This is a genomic window from Rhizobium sp. 01L410 (assembly GCF_056400165.1).
This window is the reverse complement of sequence record NZ_JBFTST010000006.1, coordinates 1-22,724: the sequence shown is the minus strand read 5'-3', so window position 1 is coordinate 22,724 and position 22,724 is coordinate 1. Positions and strand designations below refer to the sequence as shown.

The 22,724-nt window shown below is 58.7% G+C and carries 24 protein-coding genes; all 24 read right to left on the bottom strand.

The window, feature by feature from the left end:
- Positions 1-86: 86 nt before the first annotated feature.
- Complete coding sequence (locus AC1DV9_RS14405) at positions 87-1,817, bottom strand: succinoglycan biosynthesis protein exop (RefSeq protein ID WP_477948617.1); 1,731 nt, start codon at positions 1,815-1,817, stop codon at positions 87-89.
- A 115-nt stretch (positions 1,818-1,932) separates the two neighbouring features.
- Positions 1,933-2,772, bottom strand: a complete 840-nt coding sequence (locus tag AC1DV9_RS14400; RefSeq protein WP_477948615.1) for a WecB/TagA/CpsF family glycosyltransferase — start codon at positions 2,770-2,772, stop codon at positions 1,933-1,935.
- Positions 2,773-3,056: 284 nt separating this feature from the next.
- Complete coding sequence (locus AC1DV9_RS14395; protein ID WP_112387628.1) at positions 3,057-3,596, bottom strand: hypothetical protein; 540 nt, start codon at positions 3,594-3,596, stop codon at positions 3,057-3,059.
- Complete coding sequence (locus tag AC1DV9_RS14390) at positions 3,596-3,961, bottom strand: hypothetical protein (RefSeq protein WP_112387627.1); 366 nt, start codon at positions 3,959-3,961, stop codon at positions 3,596-3,598. Before AC1DV9_RS14390 ends, AC1DV9_RS14395 begins: the two co-directional genes overlap by 1 nt.
- A gap of 11 nt (positions 3,962-3,972) precedes the next feature.
- Positions 3,973-4,536, bottom strand: coding sequence for a rod-binding protein (locus AC1DV9_RS14385; RefSeq protein WP_112513947.1), 564 nt, complete (start codon positions 4,534-4,536; stop codon positions 3,973-3,975).
- Positions 4,537-4,571: 35 nt separating this feature from the next.
- Positions 4,572-4,982 (bottom strand): hypothetical protein, encoded by a 411-nt coding sequence (locus AC1DV9_RS14380; protein ID WP_477948613.1) that lies wholly within the window; start codon positions 4,980-4,982, stop codon positions 4,572-4,574.
- Positions 4,983-4,986: 4 nt separating this feature from the next.
- Positions 4,987-5,739 (bottom strand): flagellar biosynthetic protein FliR, encoded by a 753-nt coding sequence (locus AC1DV9_RS14375; RefSeq protein WP_112387624.1) that lies wholly within the window; start codon positions 5,737-5,739, stop codon positions 4,987-4,989.
- A complete protein-coding gene (gene flhA / locus AC1DV9_RS14370) occupies positions 5,736-7,823 on the bottom strand; it encodes a flagellar biosynthesis protein FlhA (RefSeq protein ID WP_112387623.1) in 2,088 nt (695 codons plus the stop codon). The genes AC1DV9_RS14375 and flhA overlap by 4 nt, the downstream gene beginning before the upstream one ends.
- A 92-nt stretch (positions 7,824-7,915) precedes the next feature.
- Positions 7,916-8,182: a flagellar biosynthesis protein FliQ gene (gene fliQ / locus AC1DV9_RS14365; protein WP_112387622.1), complete on the bottom strand. Its 267-nt coding sequence runs from the start codon at positions 8,180-8,182 to the stop codon at positions 7,916-7,918.
- Positions 8,183-8,260: 78 nt separating this feature from the next.
- Positions 8,261-8,713 carry a flagellar hook assembly protein FlgD gene (gene flgD / locus AC1DV9_RS14360; protein WP_477948611.1) on the bottom strand — a complete coding sequence of 151 codons (453 nt, stop codon included), beginning with the start codon at positions 8,711-8,713 and terminating at the stop codon, positions 8,261-8,263.
- Positions 8,704-9,153: a flagellar biosynthesis repressor FlbT gene (flbT, locus tag AC1DV9_RS14355; protein WP_112387620.1), complete on the bottom strand. Its 450-nt coding sequence runs from the start codon at positions 9,151-9,153 to the stop codon at positions 8,704-8,706. Before flbT ends, flgD begins: the two co-directional genes overlap by 10 nt.
- Positions 9,150-9,497 (bottom strand): flagellar biosynthesis regulator FlaF, encoded by a 348-nt coding sequence (flaF, locus tag AC1DV9_RS14350; RefSeq protein WP_112387619.1) that lies wholly within the window; start codon positions 9,495-9,497, stop codon positions 9,150-9,152. Before flaF ends, flbT begins: the two co-directional genes overlap by 4 nt.
- Before the next feature lie 36 nt (positions 9,498-9,533).
- Entirely contained in the window at positions 9,534-10,661 is a 1,128-nt protein-coding gene (locus AC1DV9_RS14345; protein WP_112513949.1) for a flagellar hook-associated family protein, read from the bottom strand.
- A 3-nt stretch (positions 10,662-10,664) separates the two neighbouring features.
- Positions 10,665-12,167 (bottom strand): flagellar hook-associated protein FlgK, encoded by a 1,503-nt coding sequence (gene flgK / locus AC1DV9_RS14340; protein ID WP_477948609.1) that lies wholly within the window; start codon positions 12,165-12,167, stop codon positions 10,665-10,667.
- Between the two features lie 18 nt (positions 12,168-12,185).
- On the bottom strand, positions 12,186-13,517 hold the full coding sequence (locus AC1DV9_RS14335; protein WP_112513951.1) for a flagellar hook protein FlgE: 1,332 nt from the start codon (positions 13,515-13,517) through the stop codon (positions 12,186-12,188).
- Between the two features lie 126 nt (positions 13,518-13,643).
- A complete protein-coding gene (gene rem, locus AC1DV9_RS14330; RefSeq protein ID WP_112387615.1) occupies positions 13,644-14,315 on the bottom strand; it encodes a transcriptional activator Rem in 672 nt (223 codons plus the stop codon).
- A 281-nt stretch (positions 14,316-14,596) separates the two neighbouring features.
- Positions 14,597-15,181 (bottom strand): transglycosylase SLT domain-containing protein, encoded by a 585-nt coding sequence (locus AC1DV9_RS14325; protein WP_112513952.1) that lies wholly within the window; start codon positions 15,179-15,181, stop codon positions 14,597-14,599.
- Positions 15,102-16,511 (bottom strand): flagellar hook-length control protein FliK, encoded by a 1,410-nt coding sequence (gene fliK, locus AC1DV9_RS14320; RefSeq protein ID WP_112387613.1) that lies wholly within the window; start codon positions 16,509-16,511, stop codon positions 15,102-15,104. Before fliK ends, AC1DV9_RS14325 begins: the two co-directional genes overlap by 80 nt.
- 1 nt (position 16,512) lies before the next feature.
- Positions 16,513-17,823, bottom strand: coding sequence for a chemotaxis protein MotC (gene motC / locus AC1DV9_RS14315; protein WP_112513954.1), 1,311 nt, complete (start codon positions 17,821-17,823; stop codon positions 16,513-16,515).
- 3 nt (positions 17,824-17,826) lie between these two features.
- A complete protein-coding gene (locus AC1DV9_RS14310) occupies positions 17,827-19,095 on the bottom strand; it encodes a MotB family protein (RefSeq protein ID WP_112513955.1) in 1,269 nt (422 codons plus the stop codon).
- A complete protein-coding gene (locus AC1DV9_RS14305) occupies positions 19,092-19,730 on the bottom strand; it encodes a hypothetical protein (RefSeq protein WP_112513956.1) in 639 nt (212 codons plus the stop codon). The genes AC1DV9_RS14310 and AC1DV9_RS14305 overlap by 4 nt, the downstream gene beginning before the upstream one ends.
- A 164-nt stretch (positions 19,731-19,894) precedes the next feature.
- The gene (locus AC1DV9_RS14300) at positions 19,895-20,842 is read right to left on the bottom strand and encodes a flagellin N-terminal helical domain-containing protein (protein WP_112513957.1); all 948 of its coding nucleotides are present in this window, start codon (positions 20,840-20,842) and stop codon (positions 19,895-19,897) included.
- Between the two features lie 299 nt (positions 20,843-21,141).
- Complete coding sequence (locus AC1DV9_RS14295) at positions 21,142-22,047, bottom strand: flagellin N-terminal helical domain-containing protein (protein WP_112387608.1); 906 nt, start codon at positions 22,045-22,047, stop codon at positions 21,142-21,144.
- A 247-nt stretch (positions 22,048-22,294) separates the two neighbouring features.
- A partial coding sequence (locus AC1DV9_RS14290; RefSeq protein ID WP_477948605.1) for a flagellin occupies positions 22,295-22,724 on the bottom strand: 430 nt, incomplete at its 5' end.

Genomic DNA, 22,724 nt, shown 5'->3' with positions numbered 1-22,724 from the left:
GCGCCGTTTGCCTCAGAACGCCCTATCCTGTTTAAAAGCGGCAATTGCAAGGGCAATGATGCCGCCAGTTGCCAAGAAGATGAAGGTTAGCGGCCACTTGCCGCATAGGTCTGGAACTTGCTGCGCAGTTCTGCAAGCTCCGCACGCAGTCGGTCGAGCTCATCCGGCTCCGCCGCCGCTTCCTCGACCTGGGGCTCCTGGAGCACCACAGGCTCCACCGTCTCCGGCAGAACCGGAATATCGAATGCATCCTCGTCGCGCCTGCGCACGAGCGACAATGCCAGCGAGGTGGCAAGCCCGACAAGCAGACCGATTCCGCCGCCGATTGCCGAGCGCACCGGCGTTGCGTAGCCAGCCTGCGCCGCAGTCACCTTCGGCGGGGTCTGGACCGTAACCGATGCAGACGGCGTTGTCGCGGATGGCAAGGCATTGTCGAGGCGGGATTTGGCGGCACCGGCCTTGTCGCGCAGTTCCGTAAGTTTGGCGAGATCGACACCGGTGTCACGGCCCTGGGCGATCATGCCGTTGCGCTCGTCGCTGAGCTTGCGCCGCGCATCGACGGCGGCCTTGGCATCCGCGGTAGCATCCTTGGCTTGCAGCGACAGTTCCTGGGTGAGCTTGTCGCGCAAACCATCGACGATCGCCTGCTGCGCAAGCAGCTTCGGATGGCGGGGGCCGAGATCGATGGAGAGTTGCGACAGCGACGCCTTTTCGACCGCATATCTGTCGCGTGCATCCAGCAGGACCGGTGACATCATTTCCGCAGGCAAGACGCCATTGATCACGTCGTTTGCCTTTGCAGTCTTCAGACGGTCGGCACGCTCCTTCGAGATGGTGATGCGCTGCTCGGCGATCTTGAGATCGGCATCGCGCTGATTGATGCGCTGCTGAAGATCGGCGGCGACTTTGACGTTGCCCTCGCCGGCCTTTGCCGTGAAGGCATCAAGTTCGGCGCGCGCCTGATCGTAGGCGTTGCGAAGTGTGCCATTGGCCTCAATGGCATTGCCTGCCGGTGCGCCGGTCAAGATTGCCGAGAGCCGGTTGGCGATCTGCCTGGATTTTTCGGCGCCCGAGGTGGAGATCCGGAGCGTCACAAGACCAGTGCTGCCATCCGGCACGGCGTCGATCGCAGCGGCGACGGCTGTTTCTGCGCGGGATGCCGCGTCTGCCGCAGCACCACTGCCAGAGAGCAGATCGACAGCGATGCCAACCGCATTTGGCTGGCCGCCTGCAAATTCGGGATCCCGGTCAAGTTTCAGGGCGGCGACCGTGGCGGCAACGGCCGGCGCCGAGACGAGCTTCTTAGCTGCAGCCGATGTCAGCGCCGGGCGTGTGGCGGTATCGGCTGCAACACGCAACGCCGTTTCGGCCACATAGCGTACCGGCGCCTGCGGCATCATCAGCGGAAAGGCGGCACCCAGCATCAGGCCGAGCATCGCGAACGCCACCGGCTTGACCGGAAGGCGGCGCGGCGCATTACCGATCTCAAGGAAGGTAATATCGTTGGTATTGGCGGGAATGAAGGCCGGTTCATGCGGCACCGATGCCGGCTGCGTCACGGCCGGCGCGGCTGGCGGCGGCGTCTTGACATCGTTGGCGGCTTCGAAACGGGGGGAGAGAATGGCTTCGATGCGGCTTGTCAGCGGCGCTGCAGCTGCTGCCCGCGCGCGGCGCTGCTCGTCGAGTGCCTTTTCGATGACACGAAGAAGCTCGGCTTCCGAGGGAAGGACAGCGGCGCCCGAATGCGGCGCATGCGTTGCCGCACGGTGATCCGGCGCGCTGGCTCGTCTGCCGTTCAATGCCTTGTTGTCATACATGGATGCCATTTCTCATGCACGTGATGATCCGGCTGGTTGCCCGCACTCGCGCGAGTATTAATCCAGCCTAAAGATTCATGGCAAAGAAATGGTTAACAGAAGACCAAGGTCGCGGTCAGCGCTGTGAGCCGCTGCGCTTCTGAAGCGGCAACTGACTGCTGCGGTCGCCTTCCAGCTTCATGATCCGCTCCCGGCGGCTGAATCGGTATTGCAGCACATGAAACAGGAAGACCGGGATACCGACAACGTAGCGGCGCCAAAGGCGCGACGGCTCCTGAACAAGCCGGTAGGCCCATTCGAGGCGCATCATGCGGACGGTATCAGGCGCGCGCGGTATCTCGCCCGAGACGAAGTCGAAGAGAGCACCGACCGTCAACACCAAGCGGGCATGCTCCGAACGGATATGGCGATGTGCCCACTTCTCCTGAAGCGGCGTACCCATGCCGACGATCAGCATATCGACCTTCTGGGCATCGAGTTCGGCAATGACGCCGGCCGGATTGTCCTTGTCGAAATAGCCGTCCGAAATGACGATGAATTCATGCCAGGGCGCGTGTCTGGCAAAGTTCTCAGCCGCCCGCTCGACGACATCGCGCTTGCCGCCGATGAGGCCGACACGCCGTGGCGTTTCCATGAAGGTCAGCAGCGCTGGGACGAAATCGGTGCCATTGAGATTGGCCGGGAACGGACCGCCGTGCGACACCTGCGAGGCGATGTTGAGCCCAATGCCGTCAGGCAGGACAAGGTTATGTTCGAGGATCTCGCGATATTCGGCGTCGCGCAGCGTCATCAGCATGTTGTGTGCGTTGACGAACGAGATGACCGTCTGGCCAACCGGCAGTGACGCCAGCTCGTTGATGAAGACGAGGGCATCGTCCCATCCGAGATCGCAGACCGGCACGTCGAAAATCGTGCGGCGCGAAGCCATAACCGCGAAATTCGCGATCAAATTCATCCCAACCTCCTGCAAGGGGTGCTTCATGCGCCCAGCATCCCGGAAAACGAGCGACAAATATACGAACCGGCAGTTGCCCGCCGGCGTGTGGCTGTCATGACGATACCCGCTATCCCGGGCACCCGACCAAGACTGGCCTAACCGAGGGTATATCAGCTTGACTTCAAACAACCTTTAGGAAAATCCGTTGCATTGCGGGAACCAGAGAAAGCATCGGTTAACCATCAGCTCCCAAACGCAAATGGCGCCCGAGGGCGCCATTTTGATCTTGACTGTCAATGTGATCAGTGCGCCGGCGCGGCCGCCGCATCGGCGGCAGGTGCCGCTTCGACGATCTTGACCGGCTTGCCCATCTTCGGCTGCTGGCCCGATGTTGCCGCCTTCTGATCTTCCTTGGACAGATAGTCGAGCTGCTGCAGCATAACGTCGGCAATGTATTCGCCGCCCAGCCGTTCGTTCATGCCCTTCTTGATCGCATCGCGGAACGCCTGCGGATCGAAAGACTTGACCTTGCTGATATCGACCATCTTGTTGCCGACGAGCAGCGTGAAGAGCTGATCGGTGGTCATCTCAGTCAGCGGCAAAGTGGCTCCCTTGACGACATCCTTGTTCATCATGAAGGAGAGCTGGCCGATGAAATATCCGGTGACGGCGCCATCGCCGATGATCGGGATGGTGACGGTCTCGCCTTTGACAAGCTCGAGCTGCGCCTGCTTGGAATCATCCGGCGGCGGTGCCGGCGCAGTGGCCATTTTCACCGAGAAATAGACCGAAGCCAGCGTGATCGCGCAGACCCAGACGCCTGTGAAGACGAGTTTAAGCATCAGGCATCACGCGCGACGAATTGTTCCTGGGAATAAGTGCCGTCGGCATCTGCATCCTGCACGGCATTCTTCAGAATATCGGCGACAGCACGAACGGCTTCGAGGTGAGCCTCGACACGGCGCGCGTTCAGCGTCAGCTTCTTCTTCAGGCCATGCAACTGCTCGAGATGCGAAGCGGCAAGCTCTGCCGGATCGGTATCGCTGAACAGCATCGACAGCTCATAGAGGCAACGGCTCTTGTGCGCGTTGGAGACCTTGAGATCGAACTGCGGGTCGTTGCCAATCCGCGTGTTCTCGTTGTCGATGATCATCTCCAGGCGGCCGAGGACCGACTTGATGCGATATTCGTTTGAGATTATTTCCATTTTATCCTCGGTTATGCTTCATTATTGGTCTTGGCATCCGCAGTCGGGGTGCCAAATGTCTTGCGCTGGAACTCGTCGACCATGCTGAAGGCGACCTTGCGGTCGTTCTGATCGGCGCTAGCGTTGACGATGGCGCCTTCCTTCTTGCGAAGAGCGTCGTGATAAAGTTCCTTGGCGATACCGATGCCATCGCCCTTGGACATGACGTTGCCGAGCTGCTCGGCCATCATGCCCTTCCAGATATCGCCCGTGGCGCCCTTGCCGTAGACCTGCTCGCTATCGCTCGGCAGCATGTTCTTGACGAAGTTCTGTAGAACCATCGATTCGAACTTTCGATAGGTCTCGGGGATCTCTTCTGTCTTGGTGCGATTCTTGACGTCGTTGAGACCGGTCTTGGCGGCAGCGCTTTCGAGAACATCGACCTTGGACGAAAAGCCGTTGCCGGCGTCAGCAAGGCTGTTTGCCCTGAAGGCGGCGCGCGTCGCCATGAGTTTTTCCTGGGCAGCCTGAACCTCGGTCGGATCCGCAGCTTTGACAACGTCCAGGACGAGATCACTAGGGGGCGAAATAGCCAACGTCACAATCCTCTAATGTAAGGTTGCGGCGATTATTATTTTTGAAGCTTGCTGGAGGCTGGCGTTGCGAACTTCTGATCGATGATATCATAGACCGCATTGTCATCGGCCTCGCGGCGCTCGGATTCCTGGGCCTCTTTCATGCCCTCCTCCAGCCGGTCTCCCTTCGCCCGCTCATGCTGCAGACGCATCTCATGCAGCTGCTGGATGCCCGTCAGCTGCTTGTCCTTGGTGCTGAGGCGCTCGAAACGGTCGGCGTAATTCTGCGAGAACACCCGGTGGATCGGATCGACCGAGCCGAGTGCTGCGATGACCGTATCCATCGATTCGTTCACTTCGGCGCGCTGCCGTGTGGTTTCGGCAAGGTCGTACTCGGCCATCTGCTCGAGGTGGCGCTGAACGGCGACAAGGCGCTTGAGCTTCTGCGAACGGGATTTTTCCGCCATTTCGCTACATGCCTATGAAGACGGACGGGAAGGATTCCGCGAACTGACTGATCAGCGCGGCCACGGAGAAATAGAACAGGAACAACCCGCCAAGTATCAGATATGGCGTCGAGATGAAGTAGACGGGGATCTGCGGCGCCAGCTTGTTGATGAAGCCGATCGAGACGTTGAACATCATGCTGTAGAGCAGAAACGGGCTGGAAAGCCTGAGCATGATGGAGGTCGTCGAGACCAGCGTGTCCGTCAGCGAGATGAGGTTGGCGCGCACATCTGTCAAGCCGCCAAAAGGCATCGTCGTGTAGGAATCGATCAGAGCCTTGAAGACGATGTGGTGAAAGTCCATCAGGAACAGGATCATGATGCCGGCGAAAGTGATAAAACCGGACAGGCTGGTTTCCGGCGTATCTTCCACGACATCCTGGCCGCCCGGCGAGGTATAGCCGACCATCATGGCAATGATGGTGGCGGCAAACTGGAAGCCCATTGTATAGAGCCGCGCCAAGAGGCCGTACATGACGCCGATCAGCGATTCGCTGAAAATCAGCCCGATATAGCTGGCGCTGGTACCGCTGACCGCGGGATAAACCGTATCCCAGAGCAGCGGCAGAACGGCAAGCGACAGACCGGCAGCAACAAAGACCCGCAGGATTTCAGGCACACGCGCCGAGGAAAAACCCGGCATTGCCAGGACGCAGCCACCCATCCGGCAAAAAATCAGAAAGAGCGCAAGGATGGTGCCCTGCGGGTCTGTTATCATGAAACCGAGCCCAAAATCTTTATCTCGATGCCCTTCGCCAACTCGACGTGGGACAGAACCGGAAGCGTCGCGAACAGACGTTCGATGATCATGCGCACATAGGAGCGCGTTTCCGGCGATGTGACAAGGCAGAAAGGCAGGCCACGGTCCATGAATTCACGGATAACCTTCGTCGCCTGCTCGCTGAACTCTTCAAGGGCACGTGGATCGATGTCGAACTCGACGACTTCTCCCTTGTTGTCGCGCTTCAGAGCCTGGTGGAAGGCAAGATCCCACTTGCTGCCGAGTCGCAGCACGCGCAACACGCCGTTGTCGGCCAGGTCGCCGCAGATCTGCTGCGCCATGCGGATGCGGACATGCTCGACGATCTGTTCGGTCTTGCGGACATGCGGCGCCAATTCGGCGACGGCTTCGAGAATGAGATGCAGGTTGCGGATCGAGACGCGCTCGGCGAGCAGCAGCTTGAGGACGGCCTGCAGGCCCGAATAGGACATGTGCGAGGTGCAGATTTCGTCCGCCAGCTTCTTGTATTCCGGGTCGAGCCGGTCGATCAGCACCTTGACATCCTTGTAGGACAGAAGCTGCGGCAGGTTGTTGCGAATGACTTCGCTCATATGCGTCAGGACGACGGAGACGTTGTCGATCGGCTGGAAGCCCTCGCGCTTCAGATCCTCGGTAAAGGCCTCGAGAACGGAAACAGCCGGCATGCCGAAAGCGGGTTCGCGGATCTCGTCTCCCGGAATGCGCGGCTTGCGGCCAGAGCCGGTGACGACGAGCACTTCGCCCACACGCAGCTGGTTGGCGGCGATCGTCGTTCCGTGAATGCGGATCTGATAGGACTTCTCGGCGATGGCGATGTCGTCGGTAACCTTGATTTCGGGGACGACAAAGCCGTATTGCGTCGCGAACTTCTTGCGCATCTTGCCGACGCGGAAAGCCAGCTCCTGGTGGGCGCCGAGCAGACGGGTCGAGACCATCTTGCCGAGCGCGAGCTCGATTTCGGAGGTGCGAAGGACCGACTTGACCGAGTCCTTCTCCAGTTCCTTGTTCGCGACGACCTTCTTTTCTTCCTGGTCGCGGCGAACCTTGTTCTCCGCCTCGATCTGGCGCGGGATGAACCATGCGCCGAAGGCCATCAGGCCGCCGAGCAGCGTGAAGGGCATGGTCGGCAGACCAGGCATCAGGGCCAGAATGAACATCAGTGCCGCCGAGACCGAGAGAGCGCGGGGATATCCGGACAGCTGACCGATAACCGCTTCGTCGGTGGAGCCGACATTGCCGCCGCGGGAGACGAGAAGGCCGGCGGCCAGCGAGACGATAAGCGCCGGCATCTGCGAGACCAGACCGTCGCCGACCGACAGCTTCACGAAGACATCGGCTGCTTCGCCGATCGGCATGCCGTGGCGGAAATAGCCGATGATGATGCCGCCGAAGACGTTGATGCCGGTGATCAGAAGACCCGCGACCGCGTCACCGCGCACGAATTTCGACGCACCGTCCATGGCACCGAAGAAGGAGCTTTCTTCTTCCAGCTCCTTACGGCGGCGCTGCGCTTCGCGCTCGTCGATGATACCGGCCGAAAGATCTGCATCAATCGACATCTGCTTGCCGGGGATGGCGTCCAAGGTGAAACGCGCGCCGACTTCCGCGATACGCGTCGCGCCCTTGGTGATGACGATGAAGTTGATGGTGATCAGAATCAGGAAGACGATCAGACCGATGACGAAGTCGCCGGACATGACGAGGCTGGCAAAGCCGGCGATGACGCCACCGGCCGCATCGTGGCCTTCGTTGCCGTGCGAGAGAATGACGCGCGTCGTCGCGATGTTCAGCGCCAGTCGCGTCATCGTCGCGATCAGCAGGATGGTCGGGAAGGACGAGAATTCCAACGGCTTCTTGATCCACAGGGCGACCATGAGGATCAGCACCGAGAAAGCGATCGAGAATGCCAGGCCCAGGTCGATCAGAAATGGCGGTATCGGCAGAAAGAGTATGCAGATGATGACGATGATGCCGAAGGCAAAACCGACATCGCGCAAACTCGGTGCGACTTTCGGAAGGGGTAGTGCAGGTGGTTGCGCCATAACTGGTTCCGTCTCTTCATGAGAGGAGGCGGATACCGGGACCCGCCCTATTCGGATCGACAGTTAAATGGCGAAGCTTGCGCGAGGGTGGCTCAGAAGCCGGACTGGATGCGCGAAAATACCATGTCGGTAAAGATCGAAATCTGCGCGCCGACGAAGGGCGCGGAGATGCCGACGGTAATCAGGACGGCGACGATCTTCGGGACGAAGGTCAGTGTCGCTTCCTGAATCTGCGTGAGCGCCTGAAAAAGAGCGATGACGAGACCGACGACCATGGCAGCGGCAACTGCCGGGCCAGCCGCAACCAGCACGGTCCAGATGGCTGCCTGGAACAGATCGAGTGCGTCAGCTTCATTCATCAGGCAACCTCATATCGCCTTGGAGAAACAGCCCGGCACAAACCGGACTTTCTCATTGTTCTCATGACCGGGCAGCGATTAGCTGGAGCTAGAGCCGCTGCTGTCGGTCGGGGTCGTTGCCGGCGCCGAATCAGAGATCGTGACGCCCGCCTGAACGAGAATCTTATCGCCTTTGTCGGTCGTTGCAATGATGCCGTCGGAGTAAACCTTGACCGACGAGATCATGCCTTTGACGGTTCCGTCGGAGCTCTCCATGTACTTACCTACATAGCTGCCGGCCTGGGTCAGGCTGGAGCTCGCAAGAAGCGTGTCGAGTTTGCTGTTGGTCTGGATCGTCTGTTCGACCTGCGAGAAGCTGGCAAGCTGAGCCATCTGCTGGCTGGCATCGACGGGGTCTGTCGGATCCTGGTTCTTCATCTGCGCGATGAGGAGCTGCAGGAAGTTGTCGTAGTTCAGCGTGGCCTTCTGCTGCGCAGCGGCTGTGTTGCCCTGCGTTGCGGAGCCTACGCCCGAGAGTGCGTCTACCGCCATGGTGCGATCTCCTTGCGAATCTGTTCGACCATCGCCGGGGCCATTTCCTGATTATTGAGGATGCTGTCCTCGAGCGTGTACATCGAGCGGATCGCCTTCAGAGCGTCGAACGCGCGGCCTGTCGAGACCAGACCATCGATGCGCTTCAGCTCGGCCAGGATCTCTTCGTTGCGGAAGCAGCTCAGCAGCATGGTGATTGACTTGCGGAACATCACCGTCGACTGCTCCTTGCCCTCAGGATTGATCAGAATCATCTGGGCAATGAAGTAGAGCTGGCGCAGAGGCGTCGTCGCGTCTTCAGGCTGCAGGACGTGGTTTTCGAGAAGGAATGTCACATCATTCAGGAATTCCAGCGCGACCTTGCGGTCAACGCGCAAGACCGCGCCGTTGATGAAGATTCTCTCTCCGGCTTTAAGCGAAATGCGAAGTGTACTTTTCATTTAAGTCCATCCCTGATGATGATGGTAATGTCGATAATGCCCTGGTAGTTATCGGACTGACGCCGCCTGATCCTGTCGCATTCCTTGAGAATCCAGATCGCGATGGAGATGAGATTGGCACGCAGTTCGACTTCAAGCTGATTGTCGGGGTGCTTCAGATCCTCGATAAAGCTCACCCAAACGCGGCGGGTATAAAACAGAGCCTCAATGGCTTCCCGGCCGTATTTTGTTTTCTCGCGCGCCGCAGCAAGCATTTCGATAGACCGATCGAGAACTTGCCGCTCTCTCTCTTTCGCATCGGTCACCGAGTCTTGCATGACCTCGGCATAAGAGAACTGATACATTCATGCATCCTTCTTTGTAATGCGCGCCTTTGATCATCAAAGGTAATTTACAAGGCTCAACTGCTGGATCTTCGAGATGATCGTGTAAGAGGTCTGAAGCTGCGTCTCCATGTTCTTGACGATCGTGGTGGCTTCAACCGGGTCGACGCCGGTCAAATCGATAAGCTTGCCCTGCAGAATGCTGGACTGCGCGTCGAGAGCGGCGTTCGACTTGGTCACGCGCTCCTGCGACAGACCGAGCTGGCTCTGCTGGCCGGTGAGACCGGAAGTCGCACGGCCGGCATAATCAATGGCGGCGTCCGAGAGACCAGCCATGCCTGCCGATCCGAGACCCTGGTCGGTCAGCGCCTGTGTCATGACCGCCGCCATGGCGAAATAGCGCATGCCATCCGAATTGGCATTGGTAGAAGACGTAACGACTTCCGAGTTGCTGATGCGGCTTGTCATATTCTGATTGGATGCAGACGACCAATTGCCCCACGCGGGAGGAGTCGTATCGTAGGTCAGACCGCCGGTCGGAGGCGGAGCACCGACCGGGTAGCCGGTGGGCAAGGTATCCTGCATGAACATCGGCTCGACGAACATGGTCGAAAAATTCTTCATGTCCGTGGCAGTAAGGTCCGCGACGGTCTTCGGGCCGCCGGTATCCGGGTTAGTCAGCCCGCTTGCATATGCCTTCAAATTGTTCTGCATCGCCGAGACGGCAGCCGCGCTCTGGTCGGTCAGCGGTGCAACGTCGGTATTGATGCCGGAGAACAGATACTCACCGTTTGCCAGCGAATTGCCGGTATCCATCAGCTGAGAGAAAGCGCTGGATGCCTGCTGCAACGTGACAGTGATGGTCGTCGCCGTCTGGCTTCCCCGCAGTGCCGTCAGCTTTGCGACCAGGTCATTCGCGGCGCCGTTCATCGCGTCGAGACCGTTCTGCGACATCTCCAAACGAAGGCTGACGACCGAGTTGCTGCCCTTGATAGAGCTGATACGATCAATCTCGCGATTGAAATCAACGCTTTTCGCCGAGTTCACGCCAAGCGCAACGCCGACGTCAGCATACATCTTGGTACTGGCTTCAACCGCCGACTGCACCATCTGGTTCTGCGACTGACGGATCGTCAACCGCATGGCGTTTTGAATGGCTGAACTAGAAATAAATGAGCTTTTCATTTTTTAACTCGCAATATCCAGCAATGACTTCAGCATTTCATCGACGGCATTCAAAATCTTCGTTGCCGCCTTGTAGGACTGCTCGATGTCGAGCATCAGCGTCAGTTCTTCGTCGAGGTTCACGCCAGTCTCGTTCGAATAGGCTTCGTCGGAGCGTGACAGCGCCGCCGAGGTATTTTCTGCGGCACCACTCGCGTCACTACGATACTGTTCCAGCCAGCCGATGGAGTTCGAAGCGAAATCCATGATGCTGACGTTGGAATCGATACCTGCGCCGGTATTGAAACCTGTGACGACTGCCGGGTCTGGATCGAAATCCATCTTGGCGCTCATCGCGTTGTAGAGCTTATCGAGTTGTGTCGTGTAACCGCCGCTCTTGTTCGGATCAGGATTCTGGTCGAATGCCGTCCCGTTGATAGCCCCGTCGCGCAACTTCATTGGATCGCCACCAGCAGACGTAACTACGTCCGGGTTGACCTTGATGCTGCTCGCTATGCCGGCGATAATGTCGCCCGACGTCGGCGTGCCGCCCGGAGTACCTCCGTCATTCCAGACAAACAGACCAGGCTTGGTCGTCGTCCCGTCGGTACTCGTTTCCGAGAACATGGAGACCAGGCCCTTGGCAATCTCATCCAGCTGAGACTGGAAAGTCGGGGCAATGTCATCACGCAACTGCAGCAATGCCTGCAGACTGCCTTGGCCGGAGGTCGTTCCGCCCGAGCCCTTGCCGAGTGCAACGCCGTCGATATAGACACCGTTGCCGTCCATACCAGCGTTGTAGCTTTTCGTCGGCGTGAACGAAACGGCACGCGGAATGGTCTCAAACAGCGTCGTCCCGTCAGCCGTGTATAGCACCATATCGTTATTGGCGCGCGAGACTGTCGTCACGCCGACAATGCTCGAAATCTGCTTCAGGAGCCCATCACGCTGGTCCAGCGCCTGGGACGCGTCTGTTCTTGATGACGTCGCCGTCTTGACCGCGTTGTTCGCCGTCTCGAACTGCGCCAGAAGCGAATTCAGCGACGTAACCTGCTGATCGATCGACTTGTCGGCGTTCAAGCGCGCCTGCTGAACATAATTCGAAGAATTGTTCAGCGAGTTTACCAGATCCTGGGCCGCCGTGACGGCGCCCTGGGCGGCAATGGTATTGTTCGGCGAAGTCGCGAAAGCGCCCAACTTCTCTTGGAAAACAGAAAGGTATTCTGACGGAGACGTCTCGTATTTGTTGCCTCCAAGAACACTCTTGATGTCCTCAAGCCCATTCAACAAAGTCTGCTGGGCGCTGTCCTGCGAGTTGCTTTTCAGGTACTGGCGCAAGAGAGCGTCTTCTTGCGCCCGGTTGATCTGGACCACCTGCGCGCCGTTGAGCGACGTGGTGATCATCGCCTGCCGACGCACGTAGTCCTTGTTGCCGACATTGGCGATATTGTTCGACACCACACTGCTCTGAGTGCCGGTGTTGTTGAATATGCTCTGTGCGGTGTTAAGTGCGGAGGTGAGCGACATGATTTACCCGTTACCTGCTTAACGCTTGAGGTTCACAAGGACGTCCATCAGGTCCGAGCCCGTCTGGAATACCTTGGAATTTGCGGTGTAGCTGCGCTGCGATTCGATCATCTCGGTCAGCTCGCCGGCCATATCGACGTTCGATCCTTCCAGAGCGCCGGACTGGATTTTGCCGAAACCGCTGGTTTCCGGGAAACCGGTGACCGTGACGCCGGAATTGCCGTTGGCCGAATAGACGTTGCCGGACATCAGCGTCAGCAGATCCGGGCTCGGAACATTCGCGAGCGGGATCTGGTAGACGGGCTTGGTGCTACCGTCGTCATACTTCGAGTAGACAACGCCGTTCGAGTCGATGGTGATATCAACCGGCGAGTTAGCGCCCTGACCATCGACGTTACCGGTACCGGACCAGTTGTCGCCAACCTGCGAGAGGTCACGGGACATATTGATCGTCAATCCTGTAACCGGATCAACGATGTTCGCACCGGCCGGATAGTTTGCGTCGGTGGCCATCTGGCCCTTGTCATTGAAGTACACCGATGACACGTTGACAGCAGCAGAACTGTAAGGGAATGAACTCGTTCCGGTCGTTGCCTTATCGGCGTTTCGATACACGGACATTTCCCACTGGGTCGCTGCGCCCGACGGAGGCGTAGGCGTCGCCGTCGCGTCAAATGGCACCTTGGTGAAGTAGATATCGTACATCACCTTAGAACCAAGCTTGTCGTAGGTGACGATTGAATATTTTTGTGTATCCGAGGTGACCTTGGTTGGCGGCGAGCCGGCGCTCGAGTTAGCACTCGGGAGGGCGTCCGGGTCAGCAACCTCCGCCGCGCCGGGCTTCAGGTTGCCCGTCCAGGTACCGTTCGCTGTTGGAACAGCTTCCAGTTTCTGATCGCCCATGACGTTGATCGGCACCAGACCATCGAAGCCGTTGACGACGACAGCCGGAGCAGACGCACCCCACGGATAACCCATCAGCGTGAAGCCGGCTGAGTTGACCAGGTTGCCCTTGTCGTCCTTGGTAAAGTCGCCGGCACGGGTCAGAACCGGAGTGCCGTCCGCGCCCTGCACGATGAAGAAGCCATCACCGGAGATCGCAAGATCGGTCGTCGAGGTCGTGTAGGAGATGTCACCCTGGGCAGAGACAGCCTGGCGGACGGAAGACTGGACACCACCGGAGTTGTAGTTGCCGGCCGTGGAGGGCAGGACGAGCGACGAAAATGCCGTCGATACCGCTTTGTAGCCCGTGGTGTTTGCGTTCGCGATGTTGTCGGCGACGGTGCTCAGGCGGTTCGCCTGAGCGTTCATGCCGGACACTGCCGTCTTCATGCTGCCAAAAATGCTCATCTGAAAACCTCGTTTTCCTTGATAGTCCGGAGAGTATTTGGCGGGCCTTGCGTGAAGCTGTCTGGTGCGGGCGGTGCTTTGGAAATCTTAAGCACCGCTGCCGCGCGGCGAGGCCCGTCGCTGAAATCAGTTCCAGTCGATGCAGTAACCGAGGAAGCGCTTGGAATCGACGGGATCGACACCGAGCTTCTTGCGCAGCTTCTTGCGCAGCTTCGAGATGTGGCTTTCGACGACGTTCTCTTCGACTTCCTCGTCGAAGATGCCGTAGATGGCGTTGAAGATCTGGGTCTTCGTGACGCGGCGTCCGCGGTTCGCGATCAAGTATTCGAGGATGCGGCGCTCGCGGCGCGGCAACGCAAAGACCTCACCGTGGATCTCGGGATCGCGGCCGTCCGAGAAGACGCGGATGCCGCCGATATCGGTGTGGCTTGCAATCGCTTTCAGGCGGCGGCGGATAGCCGCGGCCCGGGCGAGAATTTCGCGGGGATGGACGGGCTTGCGCACCACGTCATCGACGCCACAATCAAAAAGTGCAAGCGTCGTTTCAAGCGAAGGCTGATCGCTGACTGCAATCACCGGCGCCTGCGAACGGTCGCGGATGGCCCGCGGCAACTCGAAGGTTTGCTGGCCCTGGCCAATCAGAAACGCCTCGACGGCCTGGATATCGGAATCCGCCGCCGTCTGTACCCACTCACCAAATTCGCTTGGATCAAAACCGGTCGAAGGGATGCCTTCCCGGCCAAATAGAGATGTATATCCATCTTTAACGAGCTCTCGCTCATCAACCACGACGATCATTCGTCCGCCTCCGAATCAGTGTGGCACTTCAATGATCTATGGGTACGAATCGCGTGAATCTGGAACAAGGTGTTGGAAGTTAATGGCGGGAATTAATAGTTGATTAACTTTTGTGTCCCGATTTGCTCTACATATAGTAGGCCACACCAGTTATGCACACAAAAATTTCGTGGAAAAGTTAACGACCGGTAAATTAGGTCTTGCGTGGCCAGATTCCGGCGGATTCCTGCCACATTTTGACACGATTCCGCTTTGTTCTCTTTTTGCTATTTTTGATTGCATCAATTCTGGCAGAAGTTACTCGCATTAGGAGTCCACTTGCCGTAGCCGGTGGCGACCAGATTGGCGATGACCCGGCACACATACTGCTTCTGCGCGGGGTCATTGTTCGGTCCGGCGTGGTATCTGGCTACCGCCATCGTCCAGGTCTCATGACGATCGTGAAGGTTGCGGAGGAACTTCGCTGCGTATTCGACATTGGTGTGCGGGTCGAACATCTCTTCAGCGGAGCGGAAGTTCTCGCCATGAAAGTAATGGTTGATCTGCATGCAGCCGATATCGATGAGTTTGGCGCCCGCTTTGGTGGCCGAATAATACTGCCGCATGGCATCTTCTTCGGAAGGCGGAAACACCGCCTTTCCCTCGATATTGAGAGCGAAGGGATACAACGATCCCTTGCGTCCCGTCTCCGTCAGACCCACCGAATAGAGAATGCCTTCGGGGATACCGTACTTGGCCGCGGCCGACTGGATTTCCTTCTCGCAGGCGCCGTTATAGGCGGCCGCTTCAGAGGTAAACGCTGCCAGAGCTGCCGCTGCCAGCGGCGCCAGAAGCAACGTCTTCCACACCGGTCTCAGTTGCGCCATCGAAGCCTCCATTCCCTCGCTGTGCTGTCTGCGACTGGCGCTCACGCGCCTCGCCGCCCTGGCCCTGCTGCAGGGACTGCTGACCCGACTGGCTCTGTGCGTTTGCTTGAGTGCCGGTATCGGCCTTTTCGACTGGCGCCATGCTGATCGTCACGTTGTCGACCGTATAGCCCTGGCTGCGCAGCGACTCGAGGATCTTGCTGTGATCCTCCTTGAGCTGGCGGTAAGCAGCACCCGATTCGACCTTGAGATCGACATTCAACGCATCGCCCGATAGGCGCATCGTCGCCGTTACCAGGCCGAGGTCAATCGGCGTCATCTGGATTTTCAGCGTGTTGACGACCTTGCCCGTGCTGGTCCATTCGGCTGCATTGGACAGCGCCGAACCCGGCTGCATGGCCTGCGCCCACTCCTTGTCGCCGCTGATCGCCGCGGTGACGGAAGCGGAATTCTGAGCCAAACCGATGTAGCGGCGCGATTCAAGCACGGTGACGTTCTCGACATCGCCCTTGCTCTTCACGCCCTGCTCGCCATGATCTTCGGTGCCGATGTGGATATCCATCGACTGCCCGCGGCCATCGGCGCGGCTCAGGCGGAATGTCTTGCCATCAGAGGCCTCGGCACCCTCGGTACCGGGAACGGCATTGTCGGCTGCCTTGGAAACACCTACCGCAGCCAGCGCGTCGCTGACATGCGATGCGGCCTTACCACCAGCGTCGATGGCATCGGCCTTCTTGTCCTTGCCGACGGCGCCGTCATCCCTGGTCTTGACGGACGAGCCCTGCGCAGCCGCAGCGATAACGACGGGCACCTGCGGGCCGTCTTTCTGCAGGAGATCGAGCGCATCGCTTGCGGCGTCCTCGCCGTCACCCTTATCTGTCTTCTTTGTCTCGTCGCCCTTTGCAGGCTTGGTGCTCTTCGTCGCATGCGGCAGCGCGTCATCGGCGAGCGTCTCCGCCGCGTCCTTCTTGATGGCGTCCTTCGCCTGTTCGATCGCTTCCTTGACCTGATCCTTCAGCGACTTGCCCATCGCGACCGTTTCCGGCTTCACCGCCGCCTGCTCCTTCAGCGACGCGTCGCTGAGATCGATAACAGGCTTGGCATGGGGGCGAGAGCGGGCAAGTGCGGCAGCATCGGCCTCACTGGGCCCACCTGCATTCGACGCAGCGTTGGCATCATTCGGATTCTGCCCGTTGTCGCCGGCCTTCGAAAGCACGTCGGAAAAGCCGCCGCCCTTGCGGCCGTCGTCGTCTTTCCCAACCGGGCGATTGGATTTCGCTGACGGCGCCTCAACCGGTGCCGCTCCCCCCGAAACGCTGATATCCATCATCTCAATTGCTTTCTTGGCTCAACAACTTGTCGATATCGTCAAGTTTGGACCGGCTCGCAGCCATAAAGGATTTGTAGGCAGGATCGGCATTCTGCTGATCCTGGCTGCTGTCTGCCGGGAGTGCCTGCGCCGCGCCATCGTCAACCACCTCCGAAGGGGCGGTCGGCGACTGCGATTCAGCGTCCGTAGTAACAGCTGCCTGTTCTGAAGTATTCTCTTCATTAGAAGAAGTAGAATCATTGGCTTGCGTCAAGCTTGCAGGATCAGGCGCTTTCAATACTTGTTCCGCTACCGAGCGGGCTGCGGCGCGCAGAGCCTTGTCGCGATCCGAGAGATCGCCGTCTGCGACCTTGCCGATATGCTGGGCGGCCGAATCGACATCCGGCGTCGAGACCGACGCCATGTTGCCGTAGAAGCTTGCCAGGGCGCCAAGCGGATCAGTGTCGCCCCCGGACAGCGTCTGTGCGTGCTCCGCCGCGGTCTTGGCGAGTTCCACCTTGCCGGCAATACCGGCCGCACGGGCGATACGCAGATAAACCTCGCGCTGACGCGCATCATCCATGAACCCGAGAATGCTGACGACGTCCTCCGGCTTCACGTCATGCTCGTGATCGACGATCAGCTTGACGAACAGGTCGGCAAACTGGCTGGCATAGGGAGAATGCAGGAAGCGGCGGACATAGCGCTGCGAATAGGCCATGCCCTTGTCGACCAATCCGGCCTCGACGCTGATCGCCACCGAGCGGCGCAAGGCCGCCTCCTCGACAATGGTGCCGGGTGCAGACAGCCGCGCCTGATCGTAGAGCTTCAATGCTTCAAGCGGGCTTCGCGCCACCATGACATTGCCGCCAACCAACGACAGATAGGGACCGATTTTCTTGTCGCGGTATTCGTTGGCCGTTTCGACCAGCGTCTTGGCAACCAGCAGTCCCTTGCCGCTCAAATACTTCCGCAACACGTCGGTGACACGATTGTCGAAATAGCCGTTGACGTCGCGGGACACCAGGTATTCCAGCGTCGCCGGATTGCCGCCGCTCATCGCATAGACGAGTGCCGCATCGACATTGCGATCATCGTCATAGACCGAGGCATCGACCGAGCGCAGACGCTGATCGATCGTGCCCAGCATGAAGCGCTGCATCTCGGCAGCGGAGTGATCGCCAAGAACGACGGAATCCTGCACGAATTGCAGCGAGCGCAGCATCTTGTAGGGCGCCAGATCCTCCTGCTCATCCGCAACGGCCACGGCCGGCGCTGCAAGCGCCAATCCGAGCATGAGGGAGAGAAGATGATGGTGCTTGCTGCGCGCCATGGTTTATCCCTGGTCCGCCTGAACGAGGATTTCGATACGGCGGTTTGCGGCGTTCAACGGATCATCAGGAAGCTTGAGCTTACGATCGGCAAAGCCGGATACCTGCGAGACGCGCTGCTCGCCCAAGCCACCACGAACGAGCATGTAATAGGCAGCCTGAGCGCGATCCATCGACAGGCGCCAGTTTTCGTTGTCTGCGCCCTTATACTGACGGCCATCGGTATGGCCCCGGATCACCACCGCACCCTGGCGCGCCTTGAGAATCTCGCCCAGCTTTTCCATGACCTGCACCATTTCCTTGCGGGGAACGGCCGAGCCGACATTGAACATCGAGTCATTGCCCTGGTCGGAGAGGCTGACGAGCAATCCACCTTCGGACGGGGTGACCGTCAGGCCTTCGGCGAGCTTGCCGCCGACGCCGCTGATCTGCTTGGCAATTTCCTGCTTCAGCTCATCGGCCTGCTTCTGCTCTTCGGCCTGCTTTTGCGCATCCTGCTGCTTGTCGGCCGCGGTATCTGCCGGCTTCTGATCGGACTTCTTGTCGGTTGCCTTGCCGTGAGGCTGATCGGCAGGCTTGGCATCGGCAGATTGGTCTTCAGGCTTCTGCTCCTCGAGCTTGGCGAGCTCTGCAGCATCCGGCTGCTCCTTGGCATCCTTGGCCGCCGGCGTCTTGCCGGGATTGTCGGCGCGCGTTACCTCGACCTGCTTGGTCCAGAAATCCGGATCGAAAGGATCGCGATAGGCCTCGCCACCATCGGCGCCGGTCGCAGGGCCGGAATCGGCCGCACCGCCCTCGCCCTTGGCGCTGACATTGGCCTGCTGTCCCACTTCCTGGGCGATTTCGGCCAGAACGGAATAGGGATTCTCGAAGAAGTCGGCTTCGGAGTAGTTCGTCTGGTCGCCTGACGTCGAGGTCTGGTCGTCGCCACTGGCGGCAGAAGCGCCCTGCGTCTGCTGCTCTTCCTTCTGCTTCGACTTGTCCTTCGTCTCCTCGCCTTCGGCCGTATCGACAGGCTTCTTCAACCCCTTTTCGGTGGGCTTTTCGTCGGCAAGCTTGATCGGGTTGAAATAGGTCGCAACGGAGGCTTTCGTCTCCTCGTTTGCGGCATTGACCAGCCACATGACGAGGAAGAACGCCATCAGAGCGGTCATGAAGTCGGCGTAAGCGATCTTCCAGGCGCCGCCATGCGCGCCGTCATGATCGCCACCACCATGTTTCTTGATGATGATGACTTCATTTTTGCCGTGGTGGTGATTTTCGCTCTCACTCATTCCAGAACTTTCTTCAAGCTGGCAGACCAGGCAGAAATACGTGTGACGAGAACGGAGCCATCAACCTCGACAACGAGGTCGACGTCATCCGTCTCAATGTGCCGCAGAAGGCCGGACTTTTCTCCGAGCGCCTTCTCCAGCGATGCGAAAAGATTGGCGGGACCCTTGACGATCACCACGCCGGCCGCGCCATCGAGAATTGCCTCGTTCAGAAGCACCGCAAGATCTGCGACAGCCTGCTCCGCGACAGCCTCCGTCACAACGGGCGCGATCGCCTTGGCGGCGGCGGCGCTGACAAGTTCCGCCACTTCGAAGGCGATGCCCGACAATCTGGCAGCGAGAAGGACCGCGAGTTCCTGCTCATACTTCTCTTTCAGCTCATCGAGCTGCCGCTGATAGCCAAGCTCGGCAGCCTGCAGCTGCTCCGCGTGGGTCTTGGAGAGACCAGACGTTGCCGCGGCGTGGCCCTCGGCATAAGCGGAGCGGCGTTCAGCCTCGATATCGACTGCAGGTTCTTCCGCGAAATCTGCAAATCCCCCAAACGCCTCTTCGGCAAAGTCGGACGCTTCGGGCGCCGGGGCGACCGGCTTGATATCACTGAAATCCTTGAGATAGCGGGATAGCATCGCGCTCATCGACCACACCCGGTATCTGCAAAAAGCTGCGGCATGCCTGCGCCCCGTTCAAACCAATTCTGACCGCCGCTTCACAGAACTGACGCAGCCTTGCCTTGAACCTAGAAAGTCAAACTTGCGCGAGGATGAATGGCGGGCACTTGCCCGCCAGTTGAGCCAGATTACTATTCGAGCAGGATCAGGATGTTGCCGGCGGAATTGTTGAGAATGTTCATCGCTTCGGTGGCAATATCGACCTGTGCCTTGATAGCCGTTTGACGCGTCGATGCCTCGTCCATATCTGTATCGACAAGCGTGCCCACCGTGGAGTCCAGCGAGTCCATCATCTTGCTCACGTAATCCGAGCGCGCATCGACCTGGTTTTTCATGATGCCGAGACCGGACGCAGTCGTGTTCATGCCAGAGAGGATCTTCTCGACAACGGCTTGCATGTCCGCAAGATTCTGGCTTGTGGTGCTGTCCGAGAGCGAGATCTGAGTCCCTGTCGCAGGGTTGGTGGAATTCGCGTTCAGCAGAAAATATTGGCTGCCGCTGCCGGTGCCCGGATCAATGCCCTTTGTCAGCAAGCCCTTTGAAGCGTCGCGTGTATCAATCATTACCAGACTTGAGGACGGAAAGCTGATGTTCTGCGGATAGAATTGGCCGTTCGATCCACGAATATAGCCGCCGATTACCGAACGGGTATCCGGCATTGCCGAGCTATTGTTGTACAGCCAATTTTCGCCCGAGAAACTGGTGCCAGTGACGCCCGACTGAAGCTGAGCCAGATCCTGCTGAAGGGTTGTATTCAGCTTGTCACGGTCATTCGCAGGATCGGCAGCAGAAACAAGCGTAGCCTTGATGTTAGTCACAAGGTCGATCAGCGAATCCATGGTCGTATACGTCGTGTCAACCTTGGCCGCACCCAAGCCAAGCGCCTCATCGATGGTCTTCAGCGAGCTGCCGTCGGTGCGCAGGGTCTGCGCGTAGGACCAGTATGTGGCATCGTCCGCAGCAGTCTGGATCCGCAGCTCCGATGAGATCTGCTGCTGAATTTTATCGGAGTCCTTGCCGAGGCCCCGCATGATGTTCAATGCGGTAAGCGCTGACGGGTCTTGAATGGTATAAGCCATCTGTCGATCTCTTGAATGAATGGGAAAGGGACAGACCGGTAACCGGTAGCGACAGATTATGGCTTCATGCCCCCGGCAATACGGCCGGTGCGTCGCAGTAACAAATCAACTCGTTGGTGAAATTAACCCAACTTTAAGCATAGTTTCAAGGGTTGAGGCCCCTCGGGACGCCGAAACTTGAAGACTCATTTAAGTACATGTTTTTAAAAAGAAAATCGCGCCTTTCGAGCGCGATTTCTGTGTGTTTTTGACGGATTGAAAACAGCGCCGCAAGATTCGGTCCAGTTTCAATTTCCGGCTTAGCTGCGGAACAGCGTCAGAACGTTCTGCGCGCTCGAATTCGCAATCGACAGCGACTGGATCGCCAGCTGCTGCTGTGTCTGAAGCGCAGTCAGTTTGGACGATTCCTCTTCCATGTTGGCATCGACGAGACGGCCGACACCCGAGTCGATGGAGTCGCTCAGAGACGAGACGAAATTCTCCTGCAACTGAATGCGTGTCGAAATCGAACCGAGCTGCGAAGCCGCCTTCGTCATTGATTCAAGACCTGCCTCCACGGCATTCAGGGCGAGGCCGATGTCATCCGTCGACAGGTTGGATATGTCGAACGAGAAGATCGAGCCGATCGTGCCGTTGGAGCTACCGATGATGCCAGTCGAGGTATCGATCGACCCGTTGCTGGTGCCGAACAGCACGTTGCCGGTCGAAGCGGAGTTCAGCACATATTCGGTGGTGGTGACCGAAGTGTTGCCGTTGCCGTCGCGAACGAAAGACGAGACCACACTCTTGGTTTCGTTGCCCGCCACCCAGTTTTCGCCGGAGAACGATGCGGACTGCGCGATGCTCAGAAGCTGAGACTGAAGCTGCTTCACTTCTTCCTGGATCTTCGTGCGGTCGACGCCCTTTTCGGTTGCGGCGACAAGCTTGGACTTGATTTCGGTGACGACGTCGATGGCGCTGTCCATCGCCGAATAGGCGGTGTCGACCTTTGCTGCGCCAAGACCCAACGCGTCGGACACGGCGGAAAGCGCCTTGTTGTCGGAGCGCATGGTCGTCGCAATCGACCAGTAGGCGGCGTTATCGGCAGCCTTGGCGACACGGTAACCGGAGGATACGTGATTCTGGGTGGTTTCGAGACTGTTGTTAATCGTACGAAGTGTCTGAAGCGCAGCCATGGCTGCGACGTTCGTCAAAATGCTCGTCATGAAAAAGTGCCCCTTGTTGGCAATACGTCGAGAAGGGACATTCCGGCCTACCGGGAACGGGAACCAGCGCTCATGCCTGTTAACCTGGGATTAAACTTGGTTAACTCACCGTTACGTTGAGCGCAGAAGACGGCAAAATGGTTAACAAAACGTTAACGCGGACAGCAAAAAGCCGCGCCCGTTAAGGCGCGGCTTCGTTTTCCTGGGCCGACCGGACGATACCGGAGGGCTTGTATCGCTAATCCTATTAGCCGCGGAAGAGCGACAGGATGTTCTGCGAAGAGGAGTTTGCGATCGAGAGCGACTGGATGGCCAGCTGCTGCTGCGTCTGCAGAGCGGTCAGCTTCGAGGACTCTTCTTCCATGTCGGCGTCGACGAGGCGGCCAACACCCGATTCGATTGCGTCGCTCAGCGACGAAACGAAGTTCGACTGCATGTCGATACGCGAGGAGATCGAACCGAACTTCGAACCGAGCGAGGTCATGTCCTTCAGAGCGGTTTCAACGTCGGTCAGCAGGCCGTCGATGTCGCCCTTGGTCGTGGAGGAGTCGATCGTGAACTCGGTGATCGACTTGCCCGAAGACGCGCCGGCCGTGCCGAGAATACCGCCGGTACCGGCAGTCGCATCGGTGTAGAGCAGATCGGTTGCACCGGCCGTGTATTCGGACGTGGTGACC

Coding starts and splice junctions, on each gene's coding strand:
- AC1DV9_RS14405 (WP_477948617.1), bottom strand. CDS start 1,817: ATGTATGACAACAAGGCATTGAACGGCAGACGAGCCAGCGCGCCGGAT.
- AC1DV9_RS14400 (WP_477948615.1), bottom strand. CDS start 2,772: ATGAATTTGATCGCGAATTTCGCGGTTATGGCTTCGCGCCGCACGATT.
- AC1DV9_RS14395 (WP_112387628.1), bottom strand. CDS start 3,596: ATGCTTAAACTCGTCTTCACAGGCGTCTGGGTCTGCGCGATCACGCTG.
- AC1DV9_RS14390 (WP_112387627.1), bottom strand. CDS start 3,961: ATGGAAATAATCTCAAACGAATATCGCATCAAGTCGGTCCTCGGCCGC.
- AC1DV9_RS14380 (WP_477948613.1), bottom strand. CDS start 4,982: ATGGCGGAAAAATCCCGTTCGCAGAAGCTCAAGCGCCTTGTCGCCGTT.
- AC1DV9_RS14375 (WP_112387624.1), bottom strand. CDS start 5,739: ATGATAACAGACCCGCAGGGCACCATCCTTGCGCTCTTTCTGATTTTT.
- flhA (WP_112387623.1), bottom strand. CDS start 7,823: ATGGCGCAACCACCTGCACTACCCCTTCCGAAAGTCGCACCGAGTTTG.
- fliQ (WP_112387622.1), bottom strand. CDS start 8,182: ATGAATGAAGCTGACGCACTCGATCTGTTCCAGGCAGCCATCTGGACC.
- flgD (WP_477948611.1), bottom strand. CDS start 8,713: ATGGCGGTAGACGCACTCTCGGGCGTAGGCTCCGCAACGCAGGGCAAC.
- flbT (WP_112387620.1), bottom strand. CDS start 9,153: ATGAAAAGTACACTTCGCATTTCGCTTAAAGCCGGAGAGAGAATCTTC.
- flaF (WP_112387619.1), bottom strand. CDS start 9,497: ATGTATCAGTTCTCTTATGCCGAGGTCATGCAAGACTCGGTGACCGAT.
- AC1DV9_RS14345 (WP_112513949.1), bottom strand. CDS start 10,661: ATGAAAAGCTCATTTATTTCTAGTTCAGCCATTCAAAACGCCATGCGG.
- flgK (WP_477948609.1), bottom strand. CDS start 12,167: ATGTCGCTCACCTCCGCACTTAACACCGCACAGAGCATATTCAACAAC.
- AC1DV9_RS14335 (WP_112513951.1), bottom strand. CDS start 13,517: ATGAGCATTTTTGGCAGCATGAAGACGGCAGTGTCCGGCATGAACGCT.
- rem (WP_112387615.1), bottom strand. CDS start 14,315: ATGATCGTCGTGGTTGATGAGCGAGAGCTCGTTAAAGATGGATATACA.
- AC1DV9_RS14325 (WP_112513952.1), bottom strand. CDS start 15,181: ATGGCGCAACTGAGACCGGTGTGGAAGACGTTGCTTCTGGCGCCGCTG.
- fliK (WP_112387613.1), bottom strand. CDS start 16,511: ATGATGGATATCAGCGTTTCGGGGGGAGCGGCACCGGTTGAGGCGCCG.
- motC (WP_112513954.1), bottom strand. CDS start 17,823: ATGGCGCGCAGCAAGCACCATCATCTTCTCTCCCTCATGCTCGGATTG.
- AC1DV9_RS14310 (WP_112513955.1), bottom strand. CDS start 19,095: ATGAGTGAGAGCGAAAATCACCACCACGGCAAAAATGAAGTCATCATC.
- AC1DV9_RS14305 (WP_112513956.1), bottom strand. CDS start 19,730: ATGAGCGCGATGCTATCCCGCTATCTCAAGGATTTCAGTGATATCAAG.
- AC1DV9_RS14300 (WP_112513957.1), bottom strand. CDS start 20,842: ATGGCTTATACCATTCAAGACCCGTCAGCGCTTACCGCATTGAACATC.
- AC1DV9_RS14295 (WP_112387608.1), bottom strand. CDS start 22,047: ATGACGAGCATTTTGACGAACGTCGCAGCCATGGCTGCGCTTCAGACA.